This is a genomic window from Alteromonas sp. OM2203 (assembly GCF_048517045.1).
GTDB classification, from domain to species: Bacteria; Pseudomonadota; Gammaproteobacteria; order Enterobacterales; family Alteromonadaceae; genus Alteromonas; species Alteromonas gracilis.
Genome location: NZ_CP183209.1, coordinates 3,972,160 through 3,989,233, shown reverse-complemented (window position 1 = coordinate 3,989,233; position 17,074 = coordinate 3,972,160). Strand labels below are relative to the sequence as shown.

The 17,074-nt window shown below is 44.5% G+C and carries 14 protein-coding genes; 13 read left to right on the top strand and 1 reads right to left on the bottom strand.

Annotated features, from left to right (window positions below):
- Positions 1–170: 170 nt before the first annotated feature.
- The 3 genes from ACM0P2_RS17510 to ACM0P2_RS17500 all read left to right on the top strand — a co-directional run bounded on the left by ACM0P2_RS17510 (position 171) and on the right by ACM0P2_RS17500 (position 3,249).
- Entirely contained in the window at positions 171–2,534 is a 2,364-nt protein-coding gene (locus ACM0P2_RS17510) for a TonB-dependent receptor (RefSeq protein ID WP_159119271.1), read from the top strand.
- A gap of 189 nt (positions 2,535–2,723) precedes the next feature.
- On the top strand, positions 2,724–2,972 hold the full coding sequence (locus ACM0P2_RS17505; protein WP_159119270.1) for a CopG family ribbon-helix-helix protein: 249 nt from the start codon (positions 2,724–2,726) through the stop codon (positions 2,970–2,972).
- Complete coding sequence (locus tag ACM0P2_RS17500) at positions 2,953–3,249, top strand: type II toxin-antitoxin system RelE/ParE family toxin (RefSeq protein WP_159119269.1); 297 nt, start codon at positions 2,953–2,955, stop codon at positions 3,247–3,249. The genes ACM0P2_RS17505 and ACM0P2_RS17500 overlap by 20 nt, the downstream gene beginning before the upstream one ends.
- 125 nt (positions 3,250–3,374) lie before the next feature.
- On the opposite strand, the gene ACM0P2_RS17495 is transcribed toward ACM0P2_RS17500, so the two are convergent.
- Positions 3,375–5,069 (bottom strand): alkaline phosphatase D family protein, encoded by a 1,695-nt coding sequence (locus ACM0P2_RS17495; RefSeq protein ID WP_159119268.1) that lies wholly within the window; start codon positions 5,067–5,069, stop codon positions 3,375–3,377.
- Between the two features lie 237 nt (positions 5,070–5,306).
- On the opposite strand from ACM0P2_RS17495, the gene ACM0P2_RS17490 reads away from it, so the two are divergent.
- The 10 genes from ACM0P2_RS17490 (at position 5,307) to rplE (ending at position 17,065) form a co-directional block, all read left to right on the top strand.
- Complete coding sequence (locus ACM0P2_RS17490; protein WP_159119267.1) at positions 5,307–5,594, top strand: hypothetical protein; 288 nt, start codon at positions 5,307–5,309, stop codon at positions 5,592–5,594.
- Positions 5,591–5,950 carry a HigA family addiction module antitoxin gene (locus ACM0P2_RS17485; protein ID WP_159119266.1) on the top strand — a complete coding sequence of 120 codons (360 nt, stop codon included), beginning with the start codon at positions 5,591–5,593 and terminating at the stop codon, positions 5,948–5,950. The genes ACM0P2_RS17490 and ACM0P2_RS17485 overlap by 4 nt, the downstream gene beginning before the upstream one ends.
- 324 nt (positions 5,951–6,274) lie before the next feature.
- Positions 6,275–8,692, top strand: coding sequence for a ribonuclease R (rnr, locus tag ACM0P2_RS17480; RefSeq protein WP_159119265.1), 2,418 nt, complete (start codon positions 6,275–6,277; stop codon positions 8,690–8,692).
- A complete protein-coding gene (gene rlmB / locus ACM0P2_RS17475; RefSeq protein ID WP_105932239.1) occupies positions 8,693–9,433 on the top strand; it encodes a 23S rRNA (guanosine(2251)-2'-O)-methyltransferase RlmB in 741 nt (246 codons plus the stop codon).
- A gap of 570 nt (positions 9,434–10,003) precedes the next feature.
- Positions 10,004–11,683, top strand: a complete 1,680-nt coding sequence (locus ACM0P2_RS17470) for a S8 family serine peptidase (RefSeq protein WP_419226918.1) — start codon at positions 10,004–10,006, stop codon at positions 11,681–11,683.
- A gap of 275 nt (positions 11,684–11,958) precedes the next feature.
- Positions 11,959–13,353: a DUF4397 domain-containing protein gene (locus ACM0P2_RS17465; protein ID WP_419226917.1), complete on the top strand. Its 1,395-nt coding sequence runs from the start codon at positions 11,959–11,961 to the stop codon at positions 13,351–13,353.
- A 129-nt stretch (positions 13,354–13,482) separates the two neighbouring features.
- Positions 13,483–15,591, top strand: coding sequence for an ATP-binding protein (locus tag ACM0P2_RS17460; protein WP_419226916.1), 2,109 nt, complete (start codon positions 13,483–13,485; stop codon positions 15,589–15,591).
- Positions 15,592–15,812: 221 nt separating this feature from the next.
- Positions 15,813–16,181: a 50S ribosomal protein L14 gene (rplN, locus tag ACM0P2_RS17455; RefSeq protein ID WP_012519228.1), complete on the top strand. Its 369-nt coding sequence runs from the start codon at positions 15,813–15,815 to the stop codon at positions 16,179–16,181.
- Between the two features lie 12 nt (positions 16,182–16,193).
- Positions 16,194–16,508: a 50S ribosomal protein L24 gene (gene rplX, locus ACM0P2_RS17450; RefSeq protein WP_014950912.1), complete on the top strand. Its 315-nt coding sequence runs from the start codon at positions 16,194–16,196 to the stop codon at positions 16,506–16,508.
- Between the two features lie 17 nt (positions 16,509–16,525).
- Positions 16,526–17,065: a 50S ribosomal protein L5 gene (gene rplE, locus ACM0P2_RS17445; RefSeq protein WP_014950911.1), complete on the top strand. Its 540-nt coding sequence runs from the start codon at positions 16,526–16,528 to the stop codon at positions 17,063–17,065.
- Positions 17,066–17,074 lie beyond the last annotated feature (9 nt).

Below are 17,074 nucleotides of genomic sequence, written 5' to 3'. Positions count from 1 at the left end.
TGTCATAAAATTGCCTCCAACTTGTCATGTATGGTTCATCGAACCGTCTCAAACGAGCTCTAGATTCTTGTGCTTCTGTATTCACAAATAATAAGTAGTGTCGTCAATTTGTTGGCGAAATTCTTATAAACATACAAAACACTTAATAAGCACACTAAAGGAATCATTTGATGCACCCCCTGTACCTACGAACGGTTTATTCTCGCTCTCTGCTAGCCACAACAATTGCTTTTGCGCTATCTACAGCTGCAACTGCTCAGGAAAATACGCCAAATAGCGCCAACGAAAAAGACTACATAGAAGAAATTACCGTTACTGCGCAAATGCGTGAGCAGTCTGTTATGGATGTGCCAGTAACTATGGATGTCATTGGTAGCGAGTTCTTAGAGCGTACCAATATTATGGAGCTTGATGAGCTTTCTCGTATTTTGCCGAATGTCCAAATTCAAGAGCAAGCAGTAAGTCTACCGTCGTTCAACATTCGCGGAGTGACCGACGATGTATCTTCAGTATCGGCAACCCCTCGTATTTCCGTATATCAAGACGGCTTTGATATCAGTAAGAAAACGGTAGCGAGTGTTGCACTTTACGATATTGCTCGCGTTGAAGTACTCAAAGGCCCTCAGCCAACACTTTTTGGTGTGGCAGCAGCAAACGGTGCGGTAAGCATCCACTCTAATCTTCCTACCTTTGAGCAAGAAGGTAAAGTACAGGTTGGCTACAACTCTGAGCAAGGCCAAGAACTCGAGTTTATGTATAACCAGCCGATTAACGACAACCACAGTTTTCGTATAGCGGGTCTTTATCGTGAGATGGACGGCATTGTAGAAAACAATGCATGTAGCGCCGACTCTTATTACGGTAACGCCAATATGTACAATCATCTTGGCGAAGAAGTGCCGTGCAATAGCGAAGATTTACAGGGTGTATCAGTCCAGGCGTTGCGCGCAACGTGGCGTGCGAACTATGATCAGCTAGAAATTATCGCTCGTGCTGCAATGGAATATAACGACCAGCCGGGTATTGCATTTAAATCCGGGTCTATTGCTCCGAATGGCGGTGACACAAGTCCGTTTAGTTCGGCAGAATTTAGTTTGGGTGGTGAATTGGGAATTGAACGCACGCTTCAAGCTTACGATCTGACTTTAAACTACGACTTTAACCAAATGCTTAGCTTGCATGCCGACGCCTACTATAAAGATGTAGAAGTAAGCGAAGGTTTCGACGCTGATGGTTCAGCTTTGCGTATTCAAGACGCCTACTTTGATAACGACGCTACGCTTCAAGGTGCGTCAATGCGCTTAGTGTATGATTCTGGTGATAAACTTGCAGCATTCGTTGGCGCGTCTATCACCCAAGACGATTCGATTTTGCCATTCTATGTAATGGTAGACCCGTTTGTTCGTGGTACGTTTGATGCCGTAAAAGCACAGCTTGAGGCCAGTTCAAACATTCCACTTAATCAAAATATTGCCACCGACGCGTCGCTAGGAGACATTGAAGCACTGCGCGCTATGTTAGTGTCACAGCTATTTAATGCCGACGGTTCTCCTATTTCCAACCCTGCGCTGCCGCCTATTTTCATTCAAGGGCCCTTCATATTTGAAGCCGAGTTAGATATTGCGTCTTACGTTGCTGAAGTGTCGTACTTTGTTACAGATAGCATTAATGTGACAGCGGGCGTGCGCTATATCGATGAAACCCGCTATACACGCAATACCTTTACTACCGCAGATGGTGCTTTTACTTTTGACGCGGAGCGTGACTTCGACGATACCCTACCGCGCTTTGCCGTAAGCTATGACGTTAATAACAACTGGAACGTATATGCGAACTACGCCAAAGGTCGTCGTTCACCGGTTGTCGATACTAACGCAGGTGGTGTTAACGTTACCAAAGCAGAAATAGTTGATAGCTACGACGTAGGTGTTAAATATCAAAGCGCCAACTTCATGTTCTCTGGCGCCATTTTCACCTACGAATATAGCGACTATCAGCAAAGCTTCACCGATGCAGAAACTCTTCAATCTATCACCGTGACGGTTGGTGACTCTACCATGTCGGGTATCGAAGGTATGGCTACTTACAATTACAGCGAAACGCTGACATTAACAGCAAGCCTTGGTTTTCTAGATGCAGAGTTTGCCAATGACACTGCCGATGGCTCGCCATTTCAGTACGGCGGCAACAAGTTCCGCTTAGCACCAGAAGTTAGCGGCGCGATAAATATCAATAAAGTGTTCAACATGAACAATTTTGATATTGATGTTAACTGGCTAACCAGCTTCCAGTCTGAAGTATTTTTTGAAAGCAGTAATTACCCGGGTCTTTCTCAAGATACCTACTCACTCACTGATGTGTCGGTGAAACTGCTTCAAGACAACAGCAAGTTCGCTTACGAGTTCTACGTAAATAATCTGTTTGATAAAGAGTTCTTGATTGATGCGGGCAACACAGGTGGTGGTTTAGGTATTCCTACTTTTGTTCGCGGCATGCCGCGCATTGCAGGTGTGCGTCTTTACTATGAGTTTTAAAAGCCGATAGTCAGAAAAGACCATTCCCGTCAAAACGCCGTTCATTTTGACGGGAATAGAACTTAGCTTTTAATGAATGTTTAAAAAGTCGTACCTAAAGTTTTAATTGTCATTTAGGTGATCCTCCCATTCATACTTCCTTTTTGTCTTGCTATACTTGAGATTCTCAAAGAACCTTGGAGAATCTTTATGCCCTTAAAAGCTACCTCAGTAAGATTAGATGATGAAACGCTTGCACGTGTAGGCGAAATGGCTAAAGCGATGGATAGGCCTAGGGCGTGGTTGATGGCCGAAGCTGTCAAGCAGTATGTTGCTCGCGAAGAGTGGTTTATTCAAGAGGTGGAAAAAGGTGTGAAGTCCGCTGATGAGGGGCGCTTGACCGACCAAACTGATGTTAAAGCTAAATGGGAGGCTAAGCGTGCAACTCAAATGGACTGATCTCGCTGTTACCGACTTAGAGAAAATTGAAGTTCATATTGCTCAAGAAAATAGCCCCACTGTCGCTATCGATGTTGTTATAAACATCATTGATAGTTCGCACCTAATCTTATCAGAACACCCTAGGGCGGGTCGCCAAGGCCGATTGAAGAATACGCGGGAGCTTGTGATTAATGGCCTGCCGTTTATCGTTATATATCGAGAGAACATTATTACAAATTGCATCGAAATACTACGTGTTCTTCATGACGCTCAGCAATGGCCGAACGCAGACTAAAAACAAATTGTTTTTGGAAAGAATTAAGTTTGTTGTGCGACTCGCAACATAGCGTTCATAGCCTCTAGTTGTACAAATAACGTGTATAGACTCAAGCCTATACACGCTAACGAAATTGCAGAATGCTATGCCTTCATCTCATAGCTATGCGTATTAACCACTTTTCCAGTTTTGGTTAGAATAGCATCCACATAGTGCCATGTGGCTTTTGCAGTATTCTCTGTAACGGTCAACGTCATGAACCCGCGCTGGTGAAGATTACAGTACTGCAAGTCTTCAATGAGTAACGGAAGATCATCGGCAAGGGTTTCTGCCATTTCATCATCCATGTTTAAATAATGTTCCATTCCCGGCGATGTCACACCTGGTGTGGCAAGTTCAACTCCCACCTCTGTGCCATCTTTAAGGGTTAATTTATTGTGCCATGCGTTATGCGTATCGCCAGCAAGCGCTATTACTGGTTTGCCGATAGATTTTAGCTGCATCAATACTTGTTCGCGCTCAACAGGGTAGCCATCCCATGCGTCTAAATTATAGGGCATTACGGTATTGATAAGTGCCAACTCTTGTTCGCTTAGCGTCGCCCCCTGCATTTGCTTGCGCTTAATATTCGCAAGTTGGTGCACGTGCGCAGGGATCTCCTCTCGCTTAACACCGTTAAAAATAGAGACAGGAAATAGCATGCGGCCAATCAATAGCTGTTGACCGAGAACTTGCCATTTTGCCTGGCTTTGCTGCATAGAGGTATGTAGCCAATTGCGCTGGGTTTCTCCAAGAAGTCCCCGTTTAGGGTTGCTGATATCTTTCATAAAGCCCACTTGGTCAAAGGCTTTAGTTTCAGCGTCGCGATAGTTGGCGTATTCAAGCTGCTTGTCACGAGCAAGTACACGGGTATCAAGCATGTATAAATCAAGCAGGTTGCCAAAGGTAAATTGCCGATAAATTTCTAAGCGCTCAGTGCCAAATGGCGGGCGAATAGGGAGCCATTCGTAATACGCTTGCACTGCTGCCGCGCGACGTTCATAAAAATCACCTTCATCTGCCTGATGATTTTCAGCCCCATCTTTATAGGTGTCGTTTGTAATTTCATGGTCATCCCACACAACAATAAAAGGCTTATTCTGATGCAGCGCAAGTAGGCCTTCATCCGTGCGGTATAGCGCGTAACGGTTTCGATAGTCGGTGAGCGTATAAAGCTCTGTATCGTTATCGGGCGCGAAGGTTCGACCAATTTCTTTTGCATGTTCCGTGGCGTAACCCTTTCCATCGTACTCATAAATATAGTCACCAAGGTGCAATACATAGTCGATGTTGTTGTCTTTCGCTGCTTCCATATACGGGGTGAAAAAGCCAGCTGGATAGTTAGAGCAAGAAAATATACCAAATGTGACGTTAGACACATCGGCTTCAGGTAACGTGCGGGTTTCACCTACAGGGCTGGTATTGTTCGCGCTTTTGAAGCGGTAAAAATAACGACGGGCGGGGCTGAGACCTTTTACATCTACTTTTACAGTAAAGTCATGGGTTGCTTTGGCTTCAACCATGCCGCTGCTTACCACATCGCTAAAATCAGCATCGCTTGCCATTTCCCACAAAATATTGGCTTTAACTATCCCTGTACCTTGTGCAGGCAAGGCGCGCGTCCAGATAATAACGGCATCTTTTAGTGGGTCGCCACTAGCGACTCCATGGGTAAACTGTGCGTCAGTTTTGGGGGAGTTATTTGCAGAATTGCTAACAGTACAGCCCGCTAGCCCAGTAGACACAGCCACGCTTGCTCCAGCGAATGACGACAGTTTAATAAATGATCTTCTATCCATATCCATGCTCTTTTAAGGGTTTGTAAGATAACTAGTGATGTAATTGTTTTGTTGAACGTGCGTGAAACAAAAATGCAAACCCATTTTTATACTGAGTGTTTGTGACAATGGGATGTCAGGCTGAAGTGAATCGATAACTGAACGTTAGATCGAAGTTTACACATTTGTGCTCGATTAAAATATAAACATATTTTTGAGACAGGATTACCTCTATGGTAATCTTATATAGGTCGTTATATGACAATTGTGAGCTTCCTACATCAAGAGCTACTCGAAATGTGGCTCTCAGATTACGATGAATGGCTTCCGCTAGCATATCGTCATGAAGTCTGGAATGCTTTGTTCGATTTGGACGCTGCATCACAAATATCTGATTTGCTAGATATCGGCGCACTAAGATCCGAAGAAAGCGCTCTTTGGTATGTGACAATCACGGTGAATAGCGTAGAGCCTTGTGGAGCGGTAACTTGTTATTTTAACGATGGTGACTGTTTCAGTCTTGATTTCAGAGAATACAATCCATGAAACAAAGTATGCACATAGGTATTGAATACAGAGGTAACCAGGGCAATGCAATAATTGATGCTGGAGAACGAGCGTCAAGGCCCGAACATCTCAAGAGGCCTCATCCCGGTGAAGTGTTCAAACGTCGGTGTATGTCGAAATCATCGTTGAAGCAAAACGAGATTGCGCAATGTCTAGAAATTTCGACTAAACATTTATCGCGATTTGTTAACGGGCATTCAAATCTAACTATTGAATTTGCTCGCAAGCTAGAAGCCGTGAGCGGAATAAGTGCTCAGGCTTGGATGCATTACCAAGTTGCCTACGATTTGTACAGAACAGCAAATAATAAACCCAGTTTAAAATCAATTTACTAAACCAAAACTCAGCTAACTGGCTTATCGCCGTTACGGCAAGAGGGTGACTAAAAAAATTTCAGTGTCACCCAAATTGAAGCAGTTCGCTTAGCACGGCAACGACATTTGGGTTTCCAGCGAAGTAATTTGTTAAATCCAATATGCCCAAACAACGCGTAATCTTTTACCGTAAATACTGTTATACTGTGCATCAATTAACCACCTGAACCAAATTCGGTTCGAGTGTCTAAAAATTCATATTCCAACGTTTTCTCTGGTGCCTTAAAAATAAAGGCCGCAAATAAAAACGTTTTGAGCGAAATACAAAAGGTAAATTTAAAATACATGAGTGACGATCCGCATTATCAGCGCGAGAAAGAGAAGTACGACAATCCGGTAGCTAGCCGGGAATATTTAATGAGTTTACTAAAAGAGCACGACAACCCGTTGTCGTTTCTTGATATCTGTAATTTGGTGAACGCGTTCGACGAAGAAGCGCGTATTGGTATTCAGCGTCGCCTACGTGCTATGGAGCGCGAGGGGCAGGTACAGTTCACTAAACAGAAGAAATACATACTTCAAAACCGTGATGAAATAATTAAAGGTCGTATTATCGGCCATAGAGATGGTTTTGGCTTTCTACGCCCGGAAGATAAAAGCGGTGACTTGTTTATAAGTGCAGGGCAAATGAATTTATTCCTTCACGATGATGTTGTAGAGGCGCGAGTGAGCGGTACTGATCGCCGCGGTAGAAAAGAAGCCTTTATTACCCAAGTCATAGAGCCTCGTAGCGAACCTATCGTGGGTCGTTACTTTGTAGAGCAAGGTTTTGGCATGGTTGTGCCAGATGACAGCCGCTTGCAGCACGAAATTGTCATTCCGCCCGAAAGTACACATGGTGCCCGCATGGGGCAGGTGGTTGTGGTAGAACTTACTCAGCGCCCACGTCGCAAAATGAATCCAGTGGGAAAAATTGTTGAAGTACTTGGCGAGCACATGGCGCCAGGTATGGAAATCGAAATGGCCCTTCGCACGTTTGATATCCCGCATCAGTGGCCAAACGGCGTTACTAAGCAAGTGGAAAAGCTTACCGATCAAGTGCCTGATGAAGCCAAAGAAGGGCGTATGGATTTGCGCCAGCTTCCGCTGGTGACTATTGACGGTGAAGACGCCCGAGATTTCGATGACGCTGTTTATTGCGAACCTCTCGATGATGGTGGCTGGCAGCTTTGGGTAGCCATTGCTGATGTGAGCCACTACGTGCGCACCGGCACAGCCCTTGATGATGAAGCGCAGCAGCGCGGTAACTCAGTGTATTTCCCTGACCAAGTCATCCCCATGTTACCTGAGGTGTTGTCGAACGGACTGTGTTCACTAAACCCTGAAGTTGACCGCCTGTGTATGGTGTGTGAAATGACCATCAGCGCCCAAGGGAAGCTAGAAGAGTTTCAGTTCTATGAAGCAGTGATGAACTCTCATGCCCGTCTTACCTATAATAAAGTATGGGGTATTCTACAAGGTGATAAAGAGCTGCATCAGCGCTACGAGCCACACGTGCCTCACCTTCGTAACTTGCACGACCTTTACCGCGCTCTCAAAAAGGCCCGCGCCAAACGTGGTGCCATTGAATTTGAAACCCAAGAAGTGAAATTCGTCTTCAATGCTCAGCGCAAAATTGAAAATATTGTACCGCTAGTACGTAACGATGCGCACAAGCTTATTGAAGAGTGCATGATCATGGCGAACGTAAGTGCGGCCCTGATGCTTGAAAAGCATGAAGCGCCAGCGCTATACCGAGTGCACGATAAGCCCGATGCTGACAGGCTAACCGCATTTACCAGTTACTTAAGTGAAATAGGCATTCCTCATCGTATTGTTGAAGATGCAGAGCCTGCTGCGTTTACCGATGTGGTGCTTAAAACTCGTGGCCGTGTAGACGAAGAACTTATTCAAACCATGTTGCTGCGTTCAATGAAGCAGGCGGTATACGATGGTGACAATGTGGGTCACTTTGGTTTGGCCCTTGAGGCTTATGCGCACTTTACGTCACCAATACGTCGCTATCCTGATTTAGTGGTACACCGAGCGCTTAAAGGAATTATCGCTAAACAGAAGGGCAAAAAAGCAGTAAGTGGTGCGAAAAACTATACAGTCGAGGAAGTAGAGCAGCTAGGCGAGCAGTGTTCAATGACCGAGCGACGCGCCGATGATGCAACCCGCGATGTTGCCGACTGGCTGAAATGTGAGTTTATGCTCGATCACGTTGGCGATACCTTTGAAGGTGTGGTGAGCTCGGTGACAAACTTTGGTTTATTCGTTCGCTTAACGGAATACCATATCGACGGCCTGGTGCACATTACATCGCTAGATGATGACTACTATCACTACGACGACGTAAAACAAGCGCTCGTTGGCGAGTCAGGCCATGGCCAGTTTAGGTTAGGTGACACGGTAGAAGTCACGGTTGCTGCGGTTAATCTTGATGAAAGAAAGATTGATTTATTGCTCGATAAGTCTATGCTGCGCTCCGCAAAAGGCAAGAAGGTTAAAGTGAAATCAGCGAAAAAAGCAGCTGATAAACCTACTCGCTTCGATAATAAGCCTCGCTCTGACAAAGGCTCCCGTTCTGACAAGAAAGGCAGCAAGGGTAAAGGCGGGTCAAACTCGTCCAGTCGTAGCGGTGGAAAGTCGTCAAGTCGCGGTGGCGCAAAAGGCGGTAGCAGCGGCAAAACATTGTCATTGAATAAAAGAGGTAAGCGTTAAATGGCGCAGCAAGAATGGTTATACGGGTTACATGCTATGCAGTCGGTACTTGAAAAAGAGCCAGAGCGTGTAATGGAAGTGTGGGTGCTAAAAGGGCGTAACGATGAACGCTTAACCAACATTGTTAACCAAGCACGACGTTTTGGCATTTCGGTTCAATTTAGTCAGCGCAAAGCGCTAGACGATAAAGTGAATGGCGAACAGCACCAAGGTGTCGTAGCAAAGGCGAAGCCTGCCCGTGTACTAGATGAAGCCGACTTGGATAAGATTCTGGCAAACGAGGCGCAGCCGCTTATTTTAGTGTTAGATGGTATTACTGACCCACATAACCTGGGCGCTTGTTTGCGTACCGCGGATGGCGCAGGTGTTCACGCGGTTGTAGTACCCAAAGATAATTCAGCAAGTCTTAACGGTACGGTGAGAAAAGTGGCCTGTGGTGCAGCGGAAGTCGTGCCCCTTATTCAAATCACAAACTTAGCTAGAACGTTAAAGCATCTTCAAGATAAGGGACTGTGGATTATAGGTACAGCAGGTGAGACCGATAAAACCCTTTATGACGTTGATCTAAAAGGCCCGACCGCGCTGGTAATGGGCGCTGAAGGTAAGGGTATGCGTCGATTGACCAAGGAAACTTGTGATGAACTGGTTAAATTGCCAATGGCAGGCAGCGTAACCAGTCTTAACGTATCGGTGGCTACTGGCGTTTGTTTATACGAAATAGTCAGGCAGCGCAGTTTGTAGGGCTATATGAATGCTGTTGCGTCGATAGTTAAGCGCAAAAGCACATAAAAAATTTGGAAGGCGCGCAGAACGAGTTTTGGCGCGCCTTTTTTGTTTCTGCTTTTCTCAATAAAAAATCACTCTGCTAACGCGAAAGGTATAGTTTTTAGGCTTTACTGAATAGCATTTAATATTTTGTTACATTTCTAATTGTAAAATAAATGTTATTTATGGGGTTTCATTCCTAATATGAATTCGCTCATAGCGTTTGATTAGAGTGGCTTGCGTACATTAGAGGGGGGTTCTGCCCACATTTAAAGGTATGAAAAATACTCACCAAGGTTGAGGTATTATACTCAACGTATTGATTAGCCGACTAATATGAGCTCTGCGAATAAGCTGACGCACTTGCTTATTTGCATACCTGACAAACGGGTAGGTCGTTGCAACGCTGTTGCGTCGGTTGTCATGGATGAGCTTTTCGTATGAGGTAATGGTTATACCTGTATGTCATTTAATAACAAATAGCTTCAAAAGCACGAACAAAAACAGTGCTGAAGTTAATAAGACAGATAAAACAGGAAATAAATTTTGAACTCAAAATTAAATAAGAAACACACATGTCTAACAGCAGCTGCTCTAGCTGTATCACTCGGTTTAACAGGTAACTCTGCAATGGCTGCCGGCGAAGGCCTGGTAAAAGTCAAAGAGAAACCTCAAACCGTAGAACAAGCATTAGGTAAACGCCTAACTGTTGATCGTTTAGTTACCGCAGGGCCACAGCGCTACATCGTTAAGTTTAAAGATGAGATGCAAAGCGAGTCGATTGAGGTTGTTTCTTCAAACGACAAACTGAACGGCAATAAACTTAAAAGCGCGAAGACTAAAGGTAAAAAACCTTTCGACATTGCTGCGGCAAAATCTGAAGTCAGAAAAGCAGGTGGCGCTATCAATAAAGAGCTGAAAAAGCAAAAAATGGTAGCGGCTACCATGAGCAAATCAGCGCTGAACAAGCTTCGCAATAACCCTAACGTAGAAAGTATTGAGGTGGACGTACTTCGTAAGCCAATGGCGCAAACAACCCCTTACGGGTATACCATGGTTCAGGCCAACCAGTTCGGCCAGTCAGACACCACTGCTCGCAAAGTATGTATCATCGACACAGGTTACAATTTGGGTCACCCAGATTTGCCAGGTACTAACGATGGTGTAACAGGCCAGGCAAACAACAGTGCAGTAGGTAACTGGTATAACGATGGCAACGGTCACGGTACGCACGTAGCGGGAACGATAGCGGCATACGACAACAATGAAGGTGTGGTTGGTGTATACCCGGGTGTTAACATGCACATCGTTAAAATTTTTAACGATAATGGCCAATGGACGTATGCGTCAGATCTTATCGATGCCATCTCTCAGTGTCAGGATGCCGGCTCTAATGTTGTGAACATGAGCTTAGGTGGGGGCAGCGCTTCTACTACCGAGCGCAACGCTATGCAAAGCTTCACTGATGCAGGCATGTTGTTAGTTGCAGCTGCAGGTAACGATGGTAATAGCGCCAAATCTTATCCAGCATCTTACGATGCCGTTATGTCAGTAGCAGCGGTAGACTCAAATGAAAACCGTGCAAGCTACAGCCAGTATAACGACCAAGTAGAAATCGCAGCGCCAGGTAGTGCGGTTCAATCGACCTACCCAACAAATACGTACGCAGCACTTAGCGGTACTTCAATGGCAACGCCGCACGTCGCTGGTGGTGCAGCTCTGGTATGGAGTTATTTCCCGCAGTGTACAAACAATGAAATCAGAAGTGCGCTTAATGCGACAGCAGAAGATAAAGGTAGTGCAGGTCGAGATAACTTCTATGGTTACGGTTTAATGCAGCTCGCAGACGCTTACAACTATCTTAATACTAACGGTTGTGCCGGCGGTAGCGGTGGCGGTGACAACGGAACAGACCCGGGTGTAGAGCCGGTATCGGGCCAGTTAACTAACTTGTCTGGAACGCGCAGAAACTGGGACCGCTACACATGGACAATTCCTGAAGGTGTGACGCGAATGACAATTCAAACTTCTGGTGGCTCTGGCGATGCAGACCTTTACGTGAAGTTTGGCTCTCAACCAGAGACAAGTAGCTTTGATTGTCGCCCTTACCAAAATGGTAATAACGAAGTGTGCACCTTTGATGCGCCAGCATCTGGAACCTGGCATATTGGAATCCGTGCCTATTCTTCGTATAGCGGTGTAACGCTTTCTTACTCATACGAGTAGTTACTTCGGTCTCCCTAACGACAACTTTTAAGCCTGCTTTTGCAGGCTTTTTTATTTTTTTAAAAGGTTATTGCACCTAATTTTCTGCATAAAGCGGTCAGCGTTTTATAAAGATATGTCAGCTTTGCAAAGAGAGCGTAAAGCCAAGAACTAATCCCATCTAAGACAGCCATATCGCTGTATTGTGCGTGCCCATAAAGCACTTCAACTGTGCCTATCCCGTTCGACACTGGCACTCATCCAACAAAAGAAAAATTTTAAAGGACATTCAATTTATGCAATTGACCTCTCATTCTTTGCTTACTGGAACCTGGTTCCGCACACTGGCAATGGGATTTATTGCCCTCGTGTGGCTTACTGCTTGTGGTGGCTCAGACAGCACCAGTTCAGATTACTCTTATGCTTATCTTCAGTTTTACAATGCGTCTCCTAATGGCGCGAATGTGGAAATGCGGGAAGTAGATGGAGATAGCTTTGGCTCAGCACAATTTGGTGACACAACGTCAATGTATTCAATGGATGATGGTGAGCTTGAGCTCGAATTCATACGCACAGATGCAAACGATCAGGAAGTGTATATAGACACCGTAACGGTAGACCTTAAAGACGGTTATAAAACTATCGTAGTGATGAGCGGCGACTTTAGCTCCCCAATATTTACGACCTATTCATATGAACGCGAGACAATGGAAGACCACTTTCGTTTGTTCGGCTTATCAGTAGCGGTGGATGGTGCATCTTATGACTTTTATATGAGTGAGTCTGGCGATCCATTCGAGGCTGCAAACTATCTTGGTACGGTAACAACATCAGATATGCTTGAGTTTGAATACTGGGATAAAGATGACGACAGCGACTATTTCGATGAAGGTGAATATACCATCTATCTTACCGAGCCGGGCAGTGATGAGGTTTTGTTCGAGTCGCAAACCCTTGATTTCGTTTACGAGACAGAATACGTAATGACGCTTCGTGATGTAAGTGGGGCGATCCAGGACGGCCTTGTTGTTGACACCATACTAAATTCTTCAACAGTGACTGCGCTTACCGATGTTGAAGCCGACTCTCAATATCGCATCTACAACTCAACCAACCTTGATACCCCGCTTCAAGTGACCTTTGGCGGTAATACCGACGAAGAAGAGGTAAGCTTCACATTGGCCGCTGGCGCATTATCAGAGTTTAGTGCAATTCGCTACGGCGACTACCGTGTAACGGTTACCGACCCTTCTGGCAAAGTATCGGGGCTTAGCAACAAACTTATTACACTTAATCAAGGTGAAAGTAAGGCGGTATTGATTTACAACACCAACGAAATTCTTGGTGCAGCTACATTTGTAGAAAGCGGTTTGCCTCAGGCATACGATAAAACCGTAAACTTTATTAACCTTGTTAGTGATTTTGACGATGTTGATTTTTACTTAGTTCGAAACGATGAAACCATCGACACTGCCGAATATGATGTACAGAATCTAGAATTTGCAGAAAGCACCAGCGAAGTTTTGCCCTCTGATTATTACGAAGTGATTGCCGTTTATGAAGACGGAAATGAAGAGCAAGTGCTGCTTGATAGAACAGCGTTATTTGGTTTTACCGAGGAAGAGAATTACATCGTGACCGTCGAACCTGCAGACACACCTACTGGCTATGAAATTAACATTCTTTATTAATGAGTTAGTGGCAAAATTAGACTAATTGATAGGGTCTAAAACTTTAAATTATTGAAATTTCTTTTACGTTTAAAAGGTCGACATATTATATGTCGGCCTTTTTAATTTCTGACGTCGGCTGGGAAGCACATGAGTATCATCAAAGAGTTACAAATAATTTCTAACGACCACACCATGTCTTTAGATACTAAACTTCGCAACCTGTTGGCGGTGGGGACGAAAATTCTTGGCCTAGAAACCGGGATTGTGAGCAATATCCGAGGCGACCAATACAGCATATTAAGCGTTGTAACGCCAGATGACAGTATACTCGTAAACAGTTTCTTTGCGCTTCCTGATACTTACTGTGCAGATGTTGTAAATGCACAGTCTCACATTGCTTACCACGACATTAATTGTGAACCTGGTGCGTCACACCCTTGCTTTGCTAAATACACGCTTAAAAGCTATTTAGCAGCACCGGTTAATGTATCAGGAGAATTCTTCGGTACCGTAAATTTCTCTTCACTTACATCTCGGCAAAAGCCTTTCACCTCAATAGAGGTAGATTATTTGCTGTTGCTGGCAACTTGGATTGGTAATGAGCTCGAGCGCCAGCAGGTAATGGAGAATCTTCATGTACAAAAAGCAATCTTGGCAGAGCGTAATTTATTACTCAGTCAAGTGACTAATCTTGCCGGCGTGGGGACATGGGAGCTTAACCTTGATACGCAGGCACTTAGTTGGTCTGGTGCACTCAAGCGCATGTTACACATGCACGGAGAAAAAACTCTCAAACTCGAAGATGCGACCAATTTGATAGCCGACGATGCTCAGCGGAAGGACTACATAGAGCGCTTCGCACATATGATAAAAACAGGCAAAGACTTTGTGTACGAATTAGAGGTACGTACCGATGCCGGTGAGCCTCGTTGGCTGGAGAGCAGAGCACACCCCATTATCGAAAATGGACGTTGTACAAAAGTGATTGGCGCAACTATGGACATCACTCAGACTTATCTTGATAAGGCCGTGTTAAAACATAAATCTGAGCTAGCAGAAAACGCTTTAAAAACCCGAAGCGAGTTTTTAGACAAAATCAGTCACGAGATACGTACTCCCATACATGGCGTGCTTGGTATGCTAGAAGTGCTGATGGGCACGTCTTTGAATACCAAACAGTTTGAACTTGCTTCCAATGCATCAAAGAGTGCAGATTCTTTACTCAAAATTGTTAATGACATACTAGATTTTTCAAATATTGACGCAGGTGATATTCCTTTTGAAGAAGCGGCGACTGATTTAGCCCTAACAATTGAAGAACAAGTGCCCATGTTTGCTCGTTTGGCTAAGCAAAAGGGGCTTGAATTAAACGTAAACACAGAGAATCTTAAAGGAAAGGTATTCAAAGCTGATAAATTACGGTTAGGGCAAATTTTGCTTAATCTTCTTAATAATGCGATGAAATTCACTAAAGAAGGTAACGTTACTGTCGAAACGAACTGCATCCGCTATGGAAAGGGAAGGTATCAAGTAAAAATCGTGGTGACAGATACAGGAATTGGTATAAGCGAGCAGCAGCAAAAAATAATATTCTCTCCATTTATGCAGGTAGAAAATTCAGCGCAGCGGGGTTATGGCGGAACAGGGCTTGGTTTATCTCTTGTGAGCAAAATTGCAGAGCATTACCAAGGTAAAATTGGTGTGAGTAGTCATCTAGGCGTGGGTTCGCGGTTTACTGTTACGTTGATGTTAGATGATGCCACGACAGGCGTCGATATTGGAAAGACATACGCAAGTAGAAACGACTATACGCCTACCCGCCAGGAGTTAAGCAGGCTAAAAGCGCTTATCGTAGAAGACAACGAAATAAATCAGTTAGTAATAAAAGAGCAGTTAAAAGAAATAGGGTTACCTAGCGAACTTGCAACTAATGGAAAAGAAGGCGTTGAAAAAGTAAAACGCTCATTGACTGAAAAATCACCTTATGCTGTTATTTTCATGGACTGCCACATGCCGGTAATGGACGGTTTAGAAGCGACAAGACATATACGGGCGCTAGGAGAGCAGGCAGAGCACATTCCAATTATTGCGTTGACGGCTAATGTTTTAACAGACGATAAAGAAAAATGCTTGAAATCCGGTATGAATGACTTCATATCAAAACCTGTTGGTGTAAGTCGTTTGAAAGAATGTGTGTTCAGGCATCTCAGTAGTCAGATGCAAAACAACGTATCCGCGCTAAAAGATCCTGCTTGATAACCTATGACGTGGTTATCAGCCCCGACTTTTAGTCGGGGCTTTTTTATTGTCCGCATAGTCTAAAAATAATTCAATTTACCGCTATCACTTCCAAAAGTTTTCTGTTATTATTTCGCGCCCTTTTTATGGGGGTATGTACATAAAAGCAACGATATCCAGTTGTTTTTTAGCAGCACTAACGACTCGGGAGAGTCTTAATTTAAGAGCGGAGCACTAACATGATCCAAATGCAAACTAACCTGGACGTTGCAGACAACAGCGGCGCTCGCAGGGTTCAGTGTATTAAGGTTCTTGGTGGCTCGCATCGCCGTTATGCAGGTATCGGTGACATCATCAAAGTTACTGTTAAGGAAGCAATTCCTCGCGGTAAAGTAAAAAAAGGTGACGTACTGAACGCAGTGGTGGTGCGTACTAGAAAAGGCGTTCGTCGTGCAGATGGTTCTACCATCCGTTTTGACGGTAACGCGGCTGTTATGCTTAATGCAAACAAGCAACCAATTGGTACGCGTATCTTTGGCCCGGTTACCCGTGAGTTGAGAAGTGAAAACTTCATGAAAATCATCTCATTGGCCCCAGAGGTACTATAAGGAGTCACGATAATGGCTAATAAAATTCGTCGTGATGATGAAGTAGTCGTATTAGCGGGTAAAGACAAAGGCAAACAAGGCAAAGTCCTTAAAGTGCTTATTGCTGATAACCGTGTAATTGTAGAAGGCGTTAATCTCGTCAAGAAGCACACTAAGCCAAACCCACAATTGGGCGTAGCTGGTGGCATCGTTGAGAAAGAAGCTTCTATTCACGTTTCTAATGTTGCGATTGTTAACCCGGCAACGGGCAAAGCAGATCGCGTTGGTTTCCGTTTCGAAGATGAGAAGAAAGTACGTTTCTTCAAGTCTAACGGCGAACTTGTTTAATTATATTGGAGAGTACGATGGCGAAACTGCATGATTTCTATAAAGAAACAGTAGTAGCTGAACTTGCTAAGCAGTTCGGATACAAAAGCGTCATGCAAGTCCCTCGGATTGAAAAAATCACTCTAAACATGGGTTTAGGTGAAGCAGTTGCTGACAAAAAGGTACTTGAGAATGCTCAAGCTGACATGACGGCTATCGCCGGTCAGAAGCCTGTAGTCACAGTTGCAAGAAAATCAGTAGCGGGTTTTAAAATCCGTGAAGGTTATCCGATTGGCTGTAAAGTAACCCTACGCGGCGAGCGTATGTGGGAATTCCTTGAGCGTTTGATTTCAATCGCTATTCCACGTGTTCGCGATTTCCGTGGTTTGAATCCTAAATCATTCGACGGACGTGGTAACTACAGCATGGGCGTGCGTGAGCAAATCATTTTCCCTGAAATCGATTTCGATAAAGTGGATAAGGTTCGCGGTATGGATATCACTATCACTACCAGTGCGAATACAAATGAAGAAGCACGTGCTCTGCTGGACGCGTTTAACTTCCCATTCAAAAAGTAGGGGTGTAGG

What these genes read in the sequence shown, in the direction of transcription:
- rplN (WP_012519228.1), top strand. Translation starts at nt 15,813, where the DNA reads ATGATCCAAATGCAAACTAACCTGGACGTTGCAGACAACAGCGGCGCT.
- ACM0P2_RS17460 (WP_419226916.1), top strand. Translation starts at nt 13,483, where the DNA reads ATGAGTATCATCAAAGAGTTACAAATAATTTCTAACGACCACACCATG.
- ACM0P2_RS17495 (WP_159119268.1), bottom strand. Translation starts at nt 5,069, where the DNA reads ATGGATAGAAGATCATTTATTAAACTGTCGTCATTCGCTGGAGCAAGC.
- ACM0P2_RS17465 (WP_419226917.1), top strand. Translation starts at nt 11,959, where the DNA reads ATGCAATTGACCTCTCATTCTTTGCTTACTGGAACCTGGTTCCGCACA.
- ACM0P2_RS17490 (WP_159119267.1), top strand. Translation starts at nt 5,307, where the DNA reads ATGACAATTGTGAGCTTCCTACATCAAGAGCTACTCGAAATGTGGCTC.
- rnr (WP_159119265.1), top strand. Translation starts at nt 6,275, where the DNA reads ATGAGTGACGATCCGCATTATCAGCGCGAGAAAGAGAAGTACGACAAT.
- rplX (WP_014950912.1), top strand. Translation starts at nt 16,194, where the DNA reads ATGGCTAATAAAATTCGTCGTGATGATGAAGTAGTCGTATTAGCGGGT.
- rplE (WP_014950911.1), top strand. Translation starts at nt 16,526, where the DNA reads ATGGCGAAACTGCATGATTTCTATAAAGAAACAGTAGTAGCTGAACTT.
- rlmB (WP_105932239.1), top strand. Translation starts at nt 8,693, where the DNA reads ATGGCGCAGCAAGAATGGTTATACGGGTTACATGCTATGCAGTCGGTA.
- ACM0P2_RS17510 (WP_159119271.1), top strand. Translation starts at nt 171, where the DNA reads ATGCACCCCCTGTACCTACGAACGGTTTATTCTCGCTCTCTGCTAGCC.
- ACM0P2_RS17485 (WP_159119266.1), top strand. Translation starts at nt 5,591, where the DNA reads ATGAAACAAAGTATGCACATAGGTATTGAATACAGAGGTAACCAGGGC.
- ACM0P2_RS17505 (WP_159119270.1), top strand. Translation starts at nt 2,724, where the DNA reads ATGCCCTTAAAAGCTACCTCAGTAAGATTAGATGATGAAACGCTTGCA.